General features: G+C 38.8%; 17 protein-coding genes. 15 read left to right on the top strand and 2 right to left on the bottom strand.

The features are described from left to right. Positions 1–113 precede the first annotated feature (113 nt). From EO113_RS03385 to EO113_RS03345, 9 genes are all read left to right on the top strand, one after another. Positions 114–1,817 (top strand): glutamine--tRNA ligase/YqeY domain fusion protein, encoded by a 1,704-nt coding sequence (locus tag EO113_RS03385; protein ID WP_127135562.1) that lies wholly within the window; start codon positions 114–116, stop codon positions 1,815–1,817. Between the two features lie 9 nt (positions 1,818–1,826). Further along, on the top strand, positions 1,827–2,432 hold the full coding sequence (locus EO113_RS03380) for a hypothetical protein (protein WP_009353066.1): 606 nt from the start codon (positions 1,827–1,829) through the stop codon (positions 2,430–2,432). A gap of 258 nt (positions 2,433–2,690) precedes the next feature. Further along, positions 2,691–3,257, top strand: coding sequence for a DUF3793 family protein (locus tag EO113_RS03375; protein WP_126940710.1), 567 nt, complete (start codon positions 2,691–2,693; stop codon positions 3,255–3,257). An 11-nt stretch (positions 3,258–3,268) separates the two neighbouring features. Beyond that, on the top strand, positions 3,269–3,685 hold the full coding sequence (locus EO113_RS03370) for a flavodoxin domain-containing protein (RefSeq protein ID WP_009353092.1): 417 nt from the start codon (positions 3,269–3,271) through the stop codon (positions 3,683–3,685). Between the two features lie 191 nt (positions 3,686–3,876). After that, positions 3,877–4,671, top strand: a complete 795-nt coding sequence (locus EO113_RS03365; protein WP_009353070.1) for a DUF3100 domain-containing protein — start codon at positions 3,877–3,879, stop codon at positions 4,669–4,671. Positions 4,672–4,678: 7 nt separating this feature from the next. Continuing rightward, entirely contained in the window at positions 4,679–5,134 is a 456-nt protein-coding gene (locus EO113_RS03360) for a hypothetical protein (protein ID WP_240633658.1), read from the top strand. A gap of 162 nt (positions 5,135–5,296) precedes the next feature. Continuing rightward, a complete protein-coding gene (locus EO113_RS03355) occupies positions 5,297–6,616 on the top strand; it encodes an amidohydrolase (RefSeq protein WP_127135561.1) in 1,320 nt (439 codons plus the stop codon). A gap of 89 nt (positions 6,617–6,705) precedes the next feature. Continuing rightward, on the top strand, positions 6,706–8,223 hold the full coding sequence (locus EO113_RS03350; protein ID WP_127135560.1) for an NAD(P)/FAD-dependent oxidoreductase: 1,518 nt from the start codon (positions 6,706–6,708) through the stop codon (positions 8,221–8,223). A gap of 404 nt (positions 8,224–8,627) precedes the next feature. Beyond that, positions 8,628–9,791 carry a cation diffusion facilitator family transporter gene (locus EO113_RS03345; protein ID WP_240633657.1) on the top strand — a complete coding sequence of 388 codons (1,164 nt, stop codon included), beginning with the start codon at positions 8,628–8,630 and terminating at the stop codon, positions 9,789–9,791. 186 nt (positions 9,792–9,977) lie between these two features. Here the strand turns inward: EO113_RS03345 and sstT are convergent, their stop codons facing one another. Further along, on the bottom strand, positions 9,978–11,198 hold the full coding sequence (gene sstT / locus EO113_RS03340; RefSeq protein WP_127135559.1) for a serine/threonine transporter SstT: 1,221 nt from the start codon (positions 11,196–11,198) through the stop codon (positions 9,978–9,980). Between the two features lie 178 nt (positions 11,199–11,376). Between sstT and EO113_RS03335 the strand changes: the two genes are divergently transcribed. Next, entirely contained in the window at positions 11,377–12,096 is a 720-nt protein-coding gene (locus EO113_RS03335) for a class I SAM-dependent methyltransferase (protein ID WP_240633656.1), read from the top strand. Between the two features lie 47 nt (positions 12,097–12,143). Here EO113_RS03335 and EO113_RS03330 read toward each other — a convergent pair whose 3' ends face one another. Next, a complete protein-coding gene (locus tag EO113_RS03330) occupies positions 12,144–12,776 on the bottom strand; it encodes a superoxide dismutase (protein ID WP_127135558.1) in 633 nt (210 codons plus the stop codon). A 200-nt stretch (positions 12,777–12,976) separates the two neighbouring features. Here EO113_RS03330 and EO113_RS03325 point away from each other — a divergent pair, with 200 nt between their 5' ends. From EO113_RS03325 to EO113_RS03305, 5 genes are all read left to right on the top strand, one after another. After that, entirely contained in the window at positions 12,977–13,567 is a 591-nt protein-coding gene (locus EO113_RS03325; RefSeq protein WP_009354067.1) for a hypothetical protein, read from the top strand. A gap of 124 nt (positions 13,568–13,691) precedes the next feature. After that, the gene (locus EO113_RS03320) at positions 13,692–15,011 is read left to right on the top strand and encodes a nucleobase:cation symporter-2 family protein (protein WP_127135557.1); all 1,320 of its coding nucleotides are present in this window, start codon (positions 13,692–13,694) and stop codon (positions 15,009–15,011) included. A gap of 156 nt (positions 15,012–15,167) precedes the next feature. Continuing rightward, the gene (locus EO113_RS03315) at positions 15,168–15,620 is read left to right on the top strand and encodes an MOSC domain-containing protein (protein WP_038144922.1); all 453 of its coding nucleotides are present in this window, start codon (positions 15,168–15,170) and stop codon (positions 15,618–15,620) included. Further along, a complete protein-coding gene (locus EO113_RS03310; protein WP_126940703.1) occupies positions 15,613–16,575 on the top strand; it encodes a GTP 3',8-cyclase MoaA in 963 nt (320 codons plus the stop codon). The genes EO113_RS03315 and EO113_RS03310 overlap by 8 nt, the downstream gene beginning before the upstream one ends. A 5-nt stretch (positions 16,576–16,580) precedes the next feature. Next, positions 16,581–17,606 carry an aldose epimerase family protein gene (locus tag EO113_RS03305; protein ID WP_127135556.1) on the top strand — a complete coding sequence of 342 codons (1,026 nt, stop codon included), beginning with the start codon at positions 16,581–16,583 and terminating at the stop codon, positions 17,604–17,606. Positions 17,607–17,631: the final 25 nt, after the last annotated feature.

The following is a 17,631-nucleotide window of genomic DNA, read 5'->3' as shown; positions in this document are numbered from 1 at the left end:
TTGCTGGTTTCATTCATAAGAAAACGGTGAAACATAGCTGTTCCTGTGGTATAATAAAGAGAATGTGCAGAACGTGCACTTGTGTATAATCAATCTAAGAGAGGAAGAATCACATGGAATCGAAAGAGACGATGATGAGTACAGAAGAAACAACGCCTCAAACTGTTAATTTTATTGAAGCGATTATTAATACAGACAATGAAGAAAATACCTATGGAAAACGTGTTCATACGCGATTCCCACCTGAGCCAAATGGGTATTTGCATATTGGACATGCAAAATCTATTTGTCTTAACTTTGGTCTTGGCAAATCGTATCATGGCTTAACAAACTTGCGTTTTGATGATACAAATCCTGTGAAAGAAGATGTGGAATATGTAGAATCCATTGAAGAAGATGTAAAATGGTTAGGCTTTGAATGGTATGGGGATGTACATTATGCATCTGACTATTTTGGTAAATTATATGAATATGCCCAAGTATTGATCAAAAAAGGTAAAGCCTATGTAGATGATCAAACACCAGAAGAAATCCGTGCTACTCGTGGTGATTTTACAACTCCTGGCACGAATAGTCCTTATCGTGACCGTAGCGTGGAAGAAAACTTACGTCTTTTTGAAGAAATGAAAGCGGGCAAATATAAGGATGGAGAAAAAGTATTACGTGCCAAAATTGATATGGCAGACCCTAATATCGTAATGCGAGATCCTGTATTGTATCGTATTTTACATGCTGACCATCATCGTACAGGTTCTGAATGGAATATTTACCCTATGTATGACTATGCCCATCCAGTATCTGATGCGATTGAACGTATTACCCATTCTGTATGTACCTTAGAATTTGAAGTGCATCGACCACTCTATAATTGGGTGTTGGAAGATTGGGAAGATACAGAAAAACCAAAACAGATTGAATTTGCTCGCTTAAATGTGACGAATATGGTCATGAGTAAACGTAAATTGCGTCAATTAGTTGAGTTAAATCTTGTAAGTGGTTGGGATGATCCTCGTATGCCAACGATTTCTGGTTTACGTCGTCGTGGTTATACCCCAGAGTCCATTCGGGATTTCTGTGAACGTATTGGTGTAGCCAAAGCAGATAGCATGGTAGAAGTAGGTCTATTAGAGTTCTGTATCCGTGAAGATTTGAAATTAAAAGCGCCACGGTATATGGCAGTACTAGACCCAGTAAAAGTTGTCATCACAAATTATCCAGAAGGGCAAACGGAGACATTAGTGATCGAGAACAATACAGAAAATGAAGCAATGGGCACACGTGAAGTGACATTTGGTCGAGAAGTGTACATTGAGCGTGGTGATTTTATGGAAGAGCCAGTGAAAAAATTCTTCCGTTTAGCACCTGGCAAAGAAGTACGCTTAAAAGGTGCCTACATCATTGAATGTCAATCTGTAGTAAAGGATGACAATGGCAATATCACTGAAATCCATTGTACCTATGATCCAACTACAAAATCTGGAACAGGCTGTCAAAAGAAAGTAAAAGGTATCTTACATTGGGTAGAAGCCTCTACAGCGGTAGATATGGAAGTGCGCTTATACGATTATTTATTATCTGCAGAAGATGACGAATCGGCAGATAAGGATTTCTTACAACAGTTGAATCCAAACTCCTTAGAAGTAAAATCTGCTAAAGGTGAAGCAGCATTCCGTAATACACAAGTAGGTGATCATTATCATTTCTTGCGTACCGGTTATTTTGTAACGGATAAAGATAGCACGCCAGACCATATTGTGATGAATCGAACTGTAGGTATGCGTGATACCTGGGCGAAAATGCAAAAGAAACAAGGTTAGGCGGATATAATGAATAGAAAAATAACATATTTTGTATGGCTATGTACGCTTGTATGTATGCTAGTTGGCAGCAAGATTGGTGTGGAAGCATCCAATAGGGTATCAGATAGATGGCCGGCTACTATGCTTGTGCAAGCAGGGAGTAGTGCTAGTATTATTTCTAGTGGTATGCCACAGTCATTGGAAGAGGGACTACGACAAATTGGTATTGATACAAGTGAGTCCTACATGCTGATGGATAAGCAAAATAACAATTATTACTATGCCCGTTATGGTGAAGGCACCTTGCTATATGGATTTGGTCCTAAGCAAGGTGGTTGGAATTCTACATCAGCCCCTGTAGGATTTAAATATACAGTCGCTATGATTCAGGACTATGATTCATATGTAAAAGAGCACCCTGAATCATTCCAAGTGATTGTCCCATTTCGAGAAGTAAGAAAACATGTATATGCAGGTGAAATCATTGTAAATACATGGTTTAAGCAAGTGGAATATCCTATGTATCTGCAAATTACATTCTTGTCAGATAGTACAGGAGCCCCACGAGTAAAATATGTCATGACAAATGTGCAAGATACAGCACTGAGAAAACAATTACAGTATTTATTATAAAGAAAAGTTGCAAACTTTGAAGAATAGTATTGACTATGAGTAGTATGAAATACCTATCTTTCAAAGAGTGCAACTTTTTTGTTTTAAATGAAAAAACTTCTCATGCTTATTGACATATGGTAGGATTATTTGTATTATAATAATAGAAATAATTTTCATTATTTTGATTCATCTTTCGAGATGATATATATCCGGATTATCTATTTGCTGTGAGAGCAAGTGTTCTCCCCAAAATAAGTAAAAAGGCAGGTACAACAAATGGAATCCATCGAGCAGATTATCGGTTACCATTGTGCGCCCGCGATTCGAGGTATTAAAGTGGCAAATCTTGTTGCTTTACCTCAGCATTTAGGGGCTAAGATGGTAGAAAAAACACATGAGTATAATGATAAATTTAATCAAAAAGGTCTATTCTTTTATGAATTGTGCCATTGTGATAAACGAAAATTATTACTCGTATTTCGTGAACGTATGCTTGAGGACTATTTGCGACAACCTGAGGTGCTAGCATTTTTACAAAATTATGGATATGAATCCTATGAAACTTTGGCAGATTGGTTATTACATTTGCGTGATCGTATTGAAATGAGCGACGTATTTCCTCATGAAATCGGTGTGTTTTTAGGATATCCATTAGAAGATGTAAAAGCGTTTATCCAATTCCGAGGAGCAGGCTATAAAGTCTGTGGAGACTGGAAGGTATATGGAAATCAAGCGTCAGCTATGCACGCATTTCATTGTTTTCGAATGTGTCGTGACTATTGTCATGCACAGTTGAATAAAGGAAAATCTTTAGAGTCTTTGGTTGCCGTAACGGCATGCTAGGAGGTAACATTATGATCGCTGTAATTTATTGGTCTGGAACAGGTAACACAGCTGCAATGGCAGAAGCTGTAGGTAAAGGCATCGCTGATGCTGGTCAAGAAGTGGTAGTAAAATCCGTTTCTGAAATCACTGCTGATGAAGCTGCTAATTATGAAAAATTAGCATTAGGTTGCGCTGACATGGGTGCTGAAGAATTGGAAGACGGTGAATTTGCACCATTCTATGAAGCATTAGAACCTAAATTGGCAGGTAAAAAAGTAGTATTGTTTGGCTCCTATGGTTGGGGTGGCTCTTGGTTAGATGACTGGGCTGGTCGCGTAGAAGGCGCGAATGGCGTTGTAGTTGACAAATTACCAGTTATGGGCGAACCTGATGATTCTGGTAAAGAACAATGTGAAGCATTAGGAAAAGCATTAGTAAACGCATAAGCCAATTATACGGCATATGATAACTCAATATACTAGCTCTTAATCATAAGAGGTGGATAGTACATCTATTCACCTCTTATTTTATTTTTGCAACCCTATTGCTAATTCGGAATCGCTCACACATTGACCGTGCACGTTAAACTTTACTATAATAAAGAAATAGTTATAGTTATTAGTATAGGAGGTATTGTATGCAAGTATTACAAAACTGGAAATTACATGCATTGGCTCTTGTGATTACCATCATTGCAGAAATGATCGGAATCCAACGATTTGGAGCTGTGGTATTCTTACCGCTTCTCTACGCGTTGATTATGGGTTTGTTTGTATCCATTCCATCATTCAAAATTTTAACAGTAGAAACCATGGAAAAATCAGCGGATTATCTTGGGATTGCAGTGATGCTCTTAATGGTTAAAGTAGGCTTAGGGATTGGCCCTAATTTAGAAATTCTTTCTACTGCTGGGTTGGCTCTTATGTTACAAGAGTTAGGTCATTTCTTTGGTACTATTTTATTCGGCTTGCCAGTGGCATTATTAGTAGGAATGCGCCGTGAAGCGGTGGGTGCTTGTTACTCTGTAGACCGGGAACCTAATGTAGCGATTATTATTGATAAATTTGGCTTTAGCTCTCCTGAAGGCCGTGGCGTTATGGGCATGTATATTTGTGGCGTATTGATTGGTGCTATGTGGGCGTCTGTATTAGCAGGATTTTTTGCTCAAATGGGTTGGTTCCATCCACTGGCCTTGGCTATGGGTGCGGGTGTAGGTAGTGCTAGTATGATGGCTGCTTCTACTGCCCCTATCATTGCAGTATATCCTGAATATGAAGCTCAAATTGCAGCTTTAGCAGGGGCAGCTAATTTGCTGACTACTGTACTAGGCGTTTACTTTGGTATTTTCGTATCTTTGCCTGTGATGGAAAAAACATATAATTTCTTTACAGGTCGTACACGTGAACAAGATTTGGCAGAGGAGGGACAATAAAATGACTATGAGTGAAAAAATTACACAATTTGTCATTGTTATATGCATTGCAGCTATTATGACTGCTCTGGGTAATATCATTGATGGCAAGCATCTATTGGGCCCAAGCCTTGTAGGGGTCTTTGTGATTGCTGGGTTAGCAATTATTGGTGCGATTATTTCCTATTTGCCATTAGCTAATCGATTCCCTATGGTCTTCTGGGTATCTTTAGTAGGGGTCATTGCATCCTTGCCAATCATGCCAGGGCAAGCATGGATTATTGCACAAACAAAAGAAGTAACATTCTTGGCTACAACCACACCAGTATTAGCCTATGCAGGTCTCTCCTTGGGAAAAGACTTAGGAGCATTCCGTCGTCTATCTTGGAGAATTATTCCAGTAGCCTTAGCGGTAACGGCAGGTACCTTTATTTGTGCTGCTGCAGTAGCTCATTTTGTATTACATATGCAAGGTGTGATTTAAATTTGAATATAACCATATAGGTTATAGTTGAACCTAATGAAAGAGAGTTGAGGATTTCCTATCAACTCTCTTTTTGATTTCGTGGTACAATAGAGTTCAAGAGTTATACATAGATACCTTTTAGTAAAAGGTATTTTCATACAATGTAAAAGGAGACCGATTATGTTAACGAAAGAAGAAGTAAAACAACGTGTATGTGATGCCATTGTGGCAGGTCAAGGTCGATTGCGTGCATTAGCTAGCGCCATTATGGATGAACCAGAATTGGGCTATAAAGAGCATAAAACATCTCAAAAAGTACAAGATATGTTTACAGAGCTAGGGATTCCTTTTACCACTGGTCATGCTATTACAGGTGTGAAAGGTCGTTTGCATGGTGGTAAATCTAAAAAAACTGTCGCCATGATCGGTGAATTGGATGCCATCGTATGTCACCGTCATCCAAAGGCAGATCCTATGACAGGGGCAGCCCATTGTTGTGGACATAATGTGCAAATTGCCAATTTATTTGCAGTAGCCATGGGCTTACAAGCGGAAGGCGTTATGGACGCTCTTGGTGGGGATGTAGTTTTATTTGCAGTCCCAGCAGAAGAGATGATTGAAGTGGATTATCGCAATACATTGCGTGAAAAAGGAACGATTAAATACTTAGGTGGTAAACAACAACTGATTTATGAAGGAGCTTTTGATGATATCCATATGGCTATGCAAATGCATGTGGAAACAGCGGACACACCTACGGGAGAAATGAACTTAGGTAGTACCTCCAATGGATTTGTGGCAAAACTGATTGAATACCATGGTAAAATTGCCCATGCAGCGGCATCTCCTCATGAAGGGATTAACGCATTAAATGCAGCTTTGATGGGGGTGATGGGAGTACATGCTATTCGTGAGACTTTCAAAGAGAGCGATTACTTCCGTTTCCATCCTATCATTAATCAAGGGGGAACCTTGGTCAACTGTGTACCGGATTATGTGCAAGTTGAAAGCTATGTGCGTGCTTCTAATGTACAAGCTATTGTAGATGGGAATCAACGTGTCAATCGTGCCTTGAAAGCTGGCGGAGATGCAGTGGGGGCTACTTGTGTGATTCATGATCTACCGGGCTATTTACCGATGCGTGATAATCCAGATATGAACAGTTTATTACGATCTAACTCAGAACCGCTATTTGGTACAGACAATGTACGTCAACGGGTGCATATGACAGCAAGTACTGACATGGGTGATGTATCCCATTTAATGCCTGTTATCCACCCTTGGGTGGGATGTATTGAAGGGGTGCTCCATAGTGCGGAATATAATATTACCGTACCAGATGTAGCCTATATTAAAACGGCTCAAGCCTTAGCTATGACTATTGTAGATTTATTATATGATGAGGCACAGGTAGCGGAAGAGATTCTAGAAAACTTTGAAGCTCCTTTAACAAAAGAAACGTATATTGAATTGTTAGATTCCATTGCCAGCGGAAAATAGTAAAAATTCTCATATCTAAAATAGTCGATGTATGATATACTATATACAAAGAATAAAGATTATCCATTGGTTTAGAAAGGATGACGTAAATGAAACAATATGATGTAATCGTAATTGGTACTGGTGGTGCTAGCTTAGTAGCTGATGCAGCATTAAAAGCAGGTAAACGTGTAGCTGTTATTGAAAAAACAGGCTTTGGTGGCACTTGTTTAACACGTGGCTGTATTCCAACAAAAGTAATGGTTACTGCAGCGGATGTGGTACATGAAAGCCATGGTTGGAAAAAAATTGGTGTAGAAACTGCCACACCGACTCTTAACTGGGATGTAGTGAGTGAACGGGTTTGGAAAGCTATCAATAAAAGCAAAGGGGTTAAAGAGTTTTATGAAAGCTTTGATAATGCTGATGTATACCATGGAGCAGCTACATTTGTAAGTGATAAAGTATTATATGTAACATTGCAAGATGGTACAAAAACAGAAGAAATTACAGCACCTACTATTATCATTGGTACAGGCGGTCATTCTAAAGTGAACCATGTAGATGGCTTAGAAGAAGCTGGTTATATTACAAGTGAAAAATTCTTTGGCAGTGAATATCCAAAAGTACCATATAAACGACTAGCTGTATTTGGTGGTGGTCCTATTGGTACAGAATTTGCTGGCGTGTTTGCCGCAGCAGGTGCGGAAGTGACGTTAATCCAGCGCAATGTGCGTTTGTTACCAAAAGAAGATGAAGCTATTTCTGCTCATATTTTAGAAGAAATGAAAGCCATTGGAGTGAACGTATTAACAGATACTGTATGTGATAATGTACGTGTGGATAATGGTGATAAAGTAATCACTGTGAAAAACCGTACTACAGGTGAAGTATCTGAAATCCGTGTAGATGAAATTTTGGTGGCTACTGGGATTGCTCCGTCTGTAGAAGATTTGCACCTAGAAAATACTCATATTGAACAATTACCAGGTGGCTGGATTAAAACTAATGAATTTTTAGAAACATCTGTAGAAGGTGTGTATGCATTAGGTGATGTGAATGGTAATGCAGCCTTCCGTCATCGTGCCAACTATGAAGGGGATATTATCTCTCATAATTTATATCGTGCTACATCTCCAATAGACTATCGTTGGGCACGCTATGATTTGATTCCTATGGTGACGTTCACGTATCCAGAAGTAGGTCGTATTGGTATGACAGAAGCGGAAGCTAAAGAAGCTGGTTATGATGTAGGAGTTGGTATCAACCATTATTCTAACTCTGCTAAAGGTATGGCTCTTGGTATTGACAAAGGTGATGTGCATGATGGATTTATCAAGGTAGTGGTAGATAAAGCTACGAATCGTCTATTAGGGGCTCATATCGTGGGACCACAAGCATCGATCTTGTTCCAACCATATGTACATTTAATGAATAGTGGTGAAGTGAAATTAGTGCCTGTTCATGAAGAAATCGGTTCTAATACAACGAAAGAACTACGTGCACAAGGTTTGACAAGGTACTTGGATCCACAATCTGTTATCTCCATTGGCGAGGCTATGGCTCCACATCCAACATTGTCAGAAGTGTCTATGTGGACGCAAGTGTTCTACGAACATAAATGGTAATCCATTAAAAAGATATATAGTAAAAACTGTAGTGATGGGGATGATATCACTGCAGTTTTTTTATACTAATATATGATGATAATTGGTATATTGTGCAGTACCTATAATTAGAATGCGTCTATTCTGTATAGGCAAATATGAGTATGATATGCTAGTAATGCTAGAGGTGTAAGATAGTATAAAGATAGTATAAAGAAATATATTCTACCTTATTGTATGAGTATATGACATAGGTTATAAATATTTTGAAATCAAATATTCTCAATTAAAATTATAGTTGATAATAGTTGGATAATAGTATATAATGAGAAAGTAAATGAGAATAAAAAGCTACCTCTGAGATATAGCAGATTAGAAGGGGGTAGAATTGTAAGTATATGTTAAATAGATAAAAGAGGTGTAGTATGACAGAAGTATTAATCCGTTTATTTGTAAAAAATAAAGATGAAGTCAAAGATACTAATGTACGTCAACAATATGGGATTATGGCGAGTATCACCGGTATTGTGGTGAATGTGTTAGTTTGTTTAGGGGAATTGATCATTGGTTTTCTTATCGGCTCCATTGCTATGATTAGTGATGCTATCCATAATGTGGCTGATGCAGGGGGATCTTTAGTATCCTTTTTGAGTTTTAAATTATCTGGCCGTAAAGCAGATGCAGAGCATCCATACGGACATGGTCGAATGGAATATCTATTATCCATTGGTTTTTCTATTTTACTGTTTGTTGTAGCGGCTCAATTAGGTATTGAAGCGATAGAGCACATTATGAATCCCGAGGTAGTAGAGTTTTCCATGTCTGCTTTGGCTGTAATGTTGGGTGCTATGGCTTTAAAGATTTGGTTATCCTTCTTTTTGCGTTCCATTGGTAATCGTATTGATTCTCCTATCTTGCGTGCCAATGGGAAAGAAGCTTTATCCGATGTATGGGCCACTGCAGCGATTGCTATTGGCTTATTGTTGGGCGGTATATTCCAATTGAGCGTTGATGGGTATTTAGGCTTAATTGTGGCACTTATCATTGCAAAAGCTGGTTTTGAAGTGCTGAAAGAAGCAACAGATCGTTTATTAGGATTTGAACCTACTACAGAACGTGTACAAGAGATTATTAATTTTGTAGAATCTAAGGCTGGTATTTTAGGAACTCATGATTTAATGATTCATGATTATGGTCCAGGCCACGAGTATGCTTCTATCCACGTAGAAGTAGATGCGAAACAAGATGCGATGACCATCCATAATATGATTGATCGTGTGGAACGACAAGCTTTGAAAGAATTACAGTTAAAACTGACCATCCATATGGATCCAATCGTTGTCAATGAGCAAACACTAGCTTTGCAACAACGTTTAGTGGCAGTGATTCAAGCCTATGATGACAGTTTTTCTTTATACGATATTCGAATTGATATGGAACATAGAAAGATTAGTTTTGACGTACAAGTACCGCATGATGTGAAATATACGAAAGAGGAACTTTCACAAAGATTAAGCCAATTAGTAGAAGCGGTACTGCCAACATTCGTAGTGAAACCGAATGTAGTACACGGATACACTGGGGTATAAGAGAAAGCATATCATCCTGTTTGCTTTACAATATAAGTGATGACACAAATAAGAAAGGACTGGTACAGATTGTACCAGTCCTTTTTAGGGCTTACTTTCATAAGCCATATGTAATTATAAATTCTATTGGGCATCCCATGCCAAAGAACAAATAGACCTTTCAAACAGTATGTGTGAAGTATACGTTTATACTTTGTCCGTTGGGTAGCCGTGACGCGCATAATCTACAGCTGCTGTAAATAAGATATCTGTAGAAGAGTTTAATGCTGTTTCGGTAGAGTCTTGGATCACGCCGATGATGAATCCAACACCAACCACTTGCATAGCTACATCATTGGAAATACCGAATAGGGAACAAGCTAATGGAATCAATAAGAGTGAACCACCAGCTACACCGGAGGCACCGCAAGCGGAGATGGTAGCGATAATGCTAAGTAAGATTGCTGTCGCTAGATCTACTTGAATACCCAATGTAGATACAGCTGCCAATGCCATAACAGTGATGGTAATAGCTGCACCGCCCATATTGATAGTAGCGCCTAGTGGAATGGAAATGGAGTAGGTATCAGGTGTAATGCCTAAACGTTTTGCTAAATCCATATTAACTGGAATGTTCGCAGCGGAACTACGAGTGAAGAAGGCTGTAACACCAGATTCACGAAGACAGCGGAATACCAATGGATATGGATTACGTTTCATAACGATAGCTACGATCAATGGATTGATGATGAGCGCTACCGCAAACATACATCCTAATAGGACTAATAACAATTTACCGTAAGTCAGTAAAGCGCCTAATCCATTTTCACCGATAGATTGAGCTACCAAGCCCATGATACCAAGAGGAGCAAATTTAATAATCCATTGTACAGCCAATGTAATCGCATCAGAGATGGAAGCCATCACATCTTTCGTTTCATTTGCTGCATGACGAAGAGCAAAACCAAATAATAAAGCCCAACCAAGAATGCCAATATAGTTACCACTTAAAATGGCTTTCACAGGATTTTCAACAATATTAGTTAATAAAGTAGAAAGTACTGCAGTAATGCCACTAGGAGGTGCTGTATCAGCTGGAGACGCTGTTAATAGCAAAGTCGTAGGGAATAAGAAACTACCTGCTACGGCGATAGCTGCAGATGCAAATGTGCCGATTAAGTACAATACGATGATGGAACGCATGCCAGTTTTTTGACCGGAACGATGACGGCTGACTGCTGCGATGACTAAGAAAAATACTAATACAGGTGCTACACCTTTTAATGCACCTACGAAGATGGTACCTAATAAAGATAACTTCACAGCATTTTCTGGAGACCATACGGCAATACCAGTGCCGATTAAGAGACCTACGCAGATTTGCTGGATGAGGCTAAATCTATTGATGAATTGAAATAATGCCCTCATAGAAAACTCCTTATACTTATAAATACTTAAAATCGAGTACAAATATCTACTCATAAAAGACATAAGCACATTATAAACGGAATATATACTTTTGGCAAGAGAAAAAAATCACAAATTATGGAATATCCTCATCCATTCGTGTATAATGAATAGCAGTATAAATAACTGGAGGTATATTGTGGAATTTAAAACACATGAAGATAAAAAAGCTTACGTGCAAGATGTATTCTCTCATATTGCGAAGCATTATGATGTGATGAATACATTATTGAGTTTTAACCAAGATGCACGGTGGCGTAGATTTGCTATAGAACAATTAGAATTAACGGAAGGTATGCGACTAGCGGATATTGCTTGTGGTACTTGTATGTTAACAAAAACAGCATTACAAGAAATTCCGTCTTTACATGTGGAAGGACTTGATTTTAGTCCTGAAATGTTAGCGGTGGGGCAAAATCGATTAGAGAAAGAAGGATATACAGATCGAGTGACCTTGACCCAAGGGGATGCTATGGATTTACCTTATGATAGCAATACCTTTGATGGTGCTGTATCTGGTTTTGCTTTGCGCAATGTGCCAAGCATTGAACAAACGATTCGTGAAATGAAACGTGTTGTTAAACCGGGTGGCAAAGTAGTTACTTTGGAATTGGCAAAGCCTACTATGTTTGGGTTTAAACAAGCCTATTATATATACTTTGAAAAGATTCTGCCTGTGTTGGGGAAATTGAGCCGAGATCAATCATCTTATGCATGGCTGCCAGAATCATTGCGCCGTTATGTGGGGCAAGAAGGTGTTCTTCAAATTTTTAAAGATGTGGGACTACAAGATGCTAAGTATTTTGAACTTACAGGTGGCATTGTAGCAGTCCATGTGGGCACCGTACCAGAAGAATAGAAAAAAGCTGTCATACACAACGAGGTAATGACAGCTTTTTATTTGTTTTATTCGTGACCAAAACGATTTGGACTTTTTAATGTTTCTTCGTATATGTGGTTCACGATCTTCCAATTCACAATGGTGAAGAAGGTATCAATATAGTTTTGACGGTTAGATGAGGAATACATGTAATCCCACATATTGATGCCTAAAATGGCAGTTTGCATATCCATAATTGGATTGTTTTGTTCTTTTGTGGACGTAATAGAAAGGGTATTGTCTGGGTTGATGACAAGCCAAGTCCAACCATTACCAACATGGGCGTGAGCCTCCTTCGTAAACTGCTGTTGGAATGTTTCGAAGGACCCAAAAGAGCGGTTGATAGCATCTTTGATTGGTCCGTTTATGGTACTTGTATTAGGGCTTGTCAACGTGTGCAAAAATAAGGTTACATTCTTATAGGCTCCACCATAACGCTGAATATCTTGTCGAATTTCTTGTGGTACATGGCTTAGGCCTCCTAACAGACAGTCAATATGACCAAAGCGAAGGTCAGGACACTCTTCAACTAGTTCATTAAGTGAAGATATGGCATGGCTGTACACCTGGGTATACAAAAATGTGAGTGTTTCTCTGCTGATAATCGGTTCTAAGGTATGGTCAGGGTAAGGCAGTGCTTCTAATTCAAAATACTTCATGGTCACCTCCACAGTAAAACGATAATGATAGATATTATCATAGTTACTCTTATGGTACTTGATGGATTGATAAAAGTCAAGACATATACTTTGATGGATAGAATATAATAGACTAAATGAATATACAATTGCTCATTGAATAAAAGAGGTACAATCTGTATAATAGGGATATAGAATGAAATACTGAAAGGAGCTTTTATATGAAAAAACAAAGTAAACGGTGGATAGCAGGAGCTGCCATATTAGGTGTTATTGCATTGGGGCAAACTGCGTATGCAGCACAAGACCCATTGATGTTGCCAGCACAAGAAGGGGTAGCTGTGATAGCTGATATGCAATCTGGTGTTTCTGTACAAAGTCCAAATTGGGAAGTAAAACAAGTAGTCAATACATTTGCAAACTATGGACAAGCACATAGTAAACAATTGTTTGAATTACAAACAAACCAAGTTGTTTCTGCTGGCCAGTTGGATGTAAAGAATGCTCTGTATTATATGAATGTACGTAAAAACTTTTATATCGATAGCCATCGCTGGAAACAAGATAGCTATGGCACAACAGTGTTGAATAGTTTATATATGGATTATCAAAACTATTTAAATGGACATCGCTTTGTAGCTGGTGATCAAGTGGAAACTTATAAAGCTGAGTTTTTAGGCATATTGGCACGTCATGCTGAAAAAGTACAAAATGATGAATTGCGTACATATATGAATGAGATGGTTATTTTCGGCTTAGAACAAGCTATGAAAGACCATAATCCAACTGTAAAAGGATATAAAGCTAAATAAGATATAGCCTACTCTTGATGAGTAGGCTATCTTTTTGACAAATTATATAAGTTATGATTTAATATAAAAGTATTATAATTAGCATAACTTCTTAATAAAATGTATTGAAGAATGGAGAAATGGCATGAGTGAAAGTGCTAAACAGGTGCATCCTGTTGATGAAATCTTACCCCTATCTAAGTTGTTTTCCTATGGCTTACAACATGTATTGGCTATGTATGCAGGGGCTGTAGCCGTTCCTATCATTCTGGCGAATGCCTTAGGTTTATCTACTCCAGATTTGATTCGCCTCATAAATGCTGACCTATTTGCTTGTGGTATTGCTACGTTGATTCAAACCATAGGGATAGGACCAGTGGGTGCGCGAATTCCGATGATTCAAGGAGTTACCTTTGCCTCTGTAGCACCAATGATTATTATAGGAACAGAACATGGCTTACCAGCTGTGTATGGAGCTATTATAGTGGCAGGGATATTTACCTTTTTCATCGCTCCTTATTTTAGTAGACTCATTCGATTATTTCCTCCAGTGGTAACGGGGACCATCGTTACGATTATCGGCATTAGTTTGATGCCTGTAGCGATTATGTGGATTGCCGGCGTATCTCCAGCAGATCCTAATTACGCAAGTTCCACAAATTTATGGTTGGCAGGATTAACATTGCTCATTGTAGTCTTAGTAAATCGTTTTACTACAGGATTTTTAAGTAATTTGTCAGTTCTTATTGGCTTATTAGGTGGTACTATGATTGCTTATGCCTTAGGAGAAGTGAATTTTATTGAGGTGACTCAGTCGGATTGGTTAGGCTTAGTGACACCACTTGCATTCGGTATGCCTACCTTCGATGTAAGCTCCATTATCGCTATGCTTGTAGTTATGTCTGTATGTATGGTAGAGACTACAGGAGATGCCATTGCCATAGGTGAAATTGTAGATAAAAAAGTGGATAAGAAAACATTAAGTTCTTGTTTACAAGCGGATGGATTATCTACATGCATAGGTGGTTTTTTAAATAGTTTTCCTTATACAGCTTTTGCTCAAAATATTGGATTAATTGCAGTGACTAATGTGAAAAGCCGTTTCGTAGTAGCTACATCTGGTATGATTTTGATGGTCTTAGGACTGTTTCCTAAATTAGCAGCCGTAGTGGCATCCATTCCTAGCCCAGTGCTTGGAGGTGCAGGGATTGCCATGTTTGGCATGATTATTGCTAGCGGCATTCGTTCTTTGGGAAAGGTAGATTACGAAAATAATCATAATTTGATGATTGTAGCATTGAGTATTGGTGTGGCTATGATTCCTATTGGAGCTCCACAGTTTTATCATAACTTTCCACCAGCTGCGAAGATTATTTTTGAAAGTGGTATTACCTTTGGCAGTATTCTAGCGGTCGTATTAAATATGGTTTTTAATGGTTTAGGTCAAAGGGATATAAAAAAATAATTAGTTTAAAGAATATAAAATAAAGAGTACGTCTTTAGAAATGCAAACATATGGATTGCTTTCTGGAAGGGCGTGCTTTTTGTTATAGATTTACTATACAAACGTGATATAATAGAAACTATATAGGTAATTTTAAATATAATAATCTAAGGAGATATAATGGACGCAAAAATTATTGCTATTTCAATTAGCAGAGCAAAAGGACAAAAGAAAACAAACATCCCTGAAGCGGAGTTAGTAGTAAATCATGGTATTGAAGGAGATGCTCATGCAGGCCCATGGCATCGTCAATTGAGCTTGCTTGGTATTGAAAGTATCGAATTAATGCGTAAAAGCGGTGCTGATGTGAACCCTGGTGATTTTGCAGAAAATATTACTGTAGAAGGCTTGACTTTATTTCAATTGCCAGTGGGTACTAAATTAGCCTTAGGTAAGACTATCGTAGAGGTTACACAAATCGGCAAAGAGTGTCATCAAGGTTGTGAAATTATGCAACAAGTAGGAAGTTGCATTATGCCTACGCAAGGGATATTTGGCCGTGTGCTAGAAGGCGGAAAGATTCAAGTAGGTGATGCAGTGCGTATTGTTGAGGAGCCAGTCAATGCGTGATAGCCAAGGGCGTGTCATTGAGTATGCACGTATCTCCTTAACGGAAGCGTGTAATTTTTGTTGTGCCTATTGTCGGCCTCAGGAGATTACAGAAGCTATGGCGCCTGTGTTGCCGCCAAGCTTTTGGTTGCCTTTGTTAGAGGCATTGCACTTAGGAGGCATCAAAGCTTTGCGCTTAACTGGGGGAGAACCATTATTGTATCCACATTTATATGAGTTGTTAGAGCGTATACAAGAGAGCCAATGGTTTTCCGATATTTCTATGACTACCAATGGTAGTCTATTAGAAACTCAGGCGAAACGTTTATTTACAGCAGGGGTACAGCGATTAAATATTAGTTTAGACTCTGTGGAAGAAGAGGGTTTTGCCAAAGCTGTAGGTCGCAATGGACAATTAGCTGGTGTGCTTCGTGGTATAGAAGCTGCAAAAACTGCAGGCTTTCAAAACATAAAGATTAATACTGTAGTGCAAGCGCCATTTTCTGACAAAGAAGTGGAAACCTTGTTGCATTATGGAAAAGAGTGGGATGTGGTCTGGCGATTTATTGAATATATGCCATTCCAAGGGAAACAAAGTCATGTGCCAACCTTTGGAGAGTGGAAGGAGCAGATTGAACGCATTGTGGGATCTGAGTTAACTCCAGTCACAGACCGATTGGGATTTGGACCAGCTCAATACTTCCAATTGCCAGATGGACAACGAATTGGCTTTATTTTTCCTTTGTCCAATCAATATTGTTCTTCTTGCAATCGCATTCGTTTCACTGCAGATGGATCGCTACGCTTATGTTTGTTGCGTGATGAAGATTTAGACTTGCGTGGACTTATACAAAATGGCGGTACACCACAAACTATATTGCATTGCATTGAAGAGGCATTACAAGGTCGATACGCGAGTCATGATGGAAATTCCATTGAAAAAGTGGAACGTCCTATGTGGCGTATCGGAGGTTAGGAGTTATGATGAAAGTAGAATCTTTTGGACACTTACAAACAGGCCAAGAGGCTCATGTATATACAATAGAAAATGAAGTACTACGAGTACAAATCAGTAATTATGGTGCCACCATTGTCGCTGTCTATGATAAAGTGTTGCAGCGCCATTTAGCATTGGGTTATGATTCTGCACAAGACTATGAAACAAAGCATGGACAACTGGGTGCTACCGTAGGCCGTGTGGCGAATCGTATTGCCAATGCAGCCTATACGTGGAATGGTACAGTTCATCAACTAACAGCTAACAATGGACCCAACTTATTGCATAGTGGGAAAGGAAATATTGGGCATCATCTATGGGATGCAGTGGAGGAAAATTGTTCTGATACAGTGGTACATCTCTCTCATTCTATTACTTCTGAAGAAGATGGATTTCCAGGTGATTTCTATGTAGAAGCGGTATTCAGATTGGTAGAGCAGACGTTAGTAGTCACGTATGTGTACACAACCTCTGAAGATTCCTTTGTGAACTTAACGAATCATGTATACTTTAATCTGCATGGAGAAGGTGACTTATCGAACCATGTATTAGAATTAGGAGCCCATCAGTATATGCCATTTGGAGACCATCAAATCCCGCAATTGGAACCAGCATCAGTGGATGGAACACCATTTGATTTTAGAAATGGTATGGATCTACAAAAGGCATTGGACTATTATGCTGATGCCCTAAGTCAATATAAGGGATATGACCATGATTTTGTAACGGCTCCAGTAGAGGGAAGTAAAACAGTAGATTCTGTTGTGCCTTTTGCGGTGTTACAAGGTAAGGATGTGACAGCGGTATTCCATACAGATGCGCCACACTTTCAGGTATATACAGGAAATTGGTTGGACGAAGATGGCCGAGAACGTCATTATGGCAGTCATGCAGGCATTGCCATTGAGCCACAATTTGTGCCGAATGATATCAATATGAATGGTGAAAGCAAGACTAAAGCAGATACAGTCTATGAAAGAACAATTGTCTATTCATTCTATCATCGATAGGCGTATTTAATAGTAAGGAGACAAG

The organism is Veillonella sp. 3913 (genome assembly GCF_003992235.1).
Lineage (GTDB): Bacteria > Bacillota > Negativicutes > Veillonellales > Veillonellaceae > F0422.
This window is presented reverse-complemented; position numbering and strand designations above follow the sequence as displayed.

Coding starts and splice junctions, on each gene's coding strand:
- EO113_RS03360 (WP_240633658.1), top strand. CDS start 4,679: ATGAGTGAAAAAATTACACAATTTGTCATTGTTATATGCATTGCAGCT.
- EO113_RS03345 (WP_240633657.1), top strand. CDS start 8,628: ATGACAGAAGTATTAATCCGTTTATTTGTAAAAAATAAAGATGAAGTC.
- EO113_RS03350 (WP_127135560.1), top strand. CDS start 6,706: ATGAAACAATATGATGTAATCGTAATTGGTACTGGTGGTGCTAGCTTA.
- EO113_RS03370 (WP_009353092.1), top strand. CDS start 3,269: ATGATCGCTGTAATTTATTGGTCTGGAACAGGTAACACAGCTGCAATG.
- sstT (WP_127135559.1), bottom strand. CDS start 11,198: ATGAGGGCATTATTTCAATTCATCAATAGATTTAGCCTCATCCAGCAA.
- EO113_RS03320 (WP_127135557.1), top strand. CDS start 13,692: ATGAGTGAAAGTGCTAAACAGGTGCATCCTGTTGATGAAATCTTACCC.
- EO113_RS03310 (WP_126940703.1), top strand. CDS start 15,613: ATGCGTGATAGCCAAGGGCGTGTCATTGAGTATGCACGTATCTCCTTA.
- EO113_RS03305 (WP_127135556.1), top strand. CDS start 16,581: ATGATGAAAGTAGAATCTTTTGGACACTTACAAACAGGCCAAGAGGCT.
- EO113_RS03385 (WP_127135562.1), top strand. CDS start 114: ATGGAATCGAAAGAGACGATGATGAGTACAGAAGAAACAACGCCTCAA.
- EO113_RS03375 (WP_126940710.1), top strand. CDS start 2,691: ATGGAATCCATCGAGCAGATTATCGGTTACCATTGTGCGCCCGCGATT.
- EO113_RS03380 (WP_009353066.1), top strand. CDS start 1,827: ATGAATAGAAAAATAACATATTTTGTATGGCTATGTACGCTTGTATGT.
- EO113_RS03355 (WP_127135561.1), top strand. CDS start 5,297: ATGTTAACGAAAGAAGAAGTAAAACAACGTGTATGTGATGCCATTGTG.
- EO113_RS03365 (WP_009353070.1), top strand. CDS start 3,877: ATGCAAGTATTACAAAACTGGAAATTACATGCATTGGCTCTTGTGATT.
- EO113_RS03325 (WP_009354067.1), top strand. CDS start 12,977: ATGAAAAAACAAAGTAAACGGTGGATAGCAGGAGCTGCCATATTAGGT.
- EO113_RS03330 (WP_127135558.1), bottom strand. CDS start 12,776: ATGAAGTATTTTGAATTAGAAGCACTGCCTTACCCTGACCATACCTTA.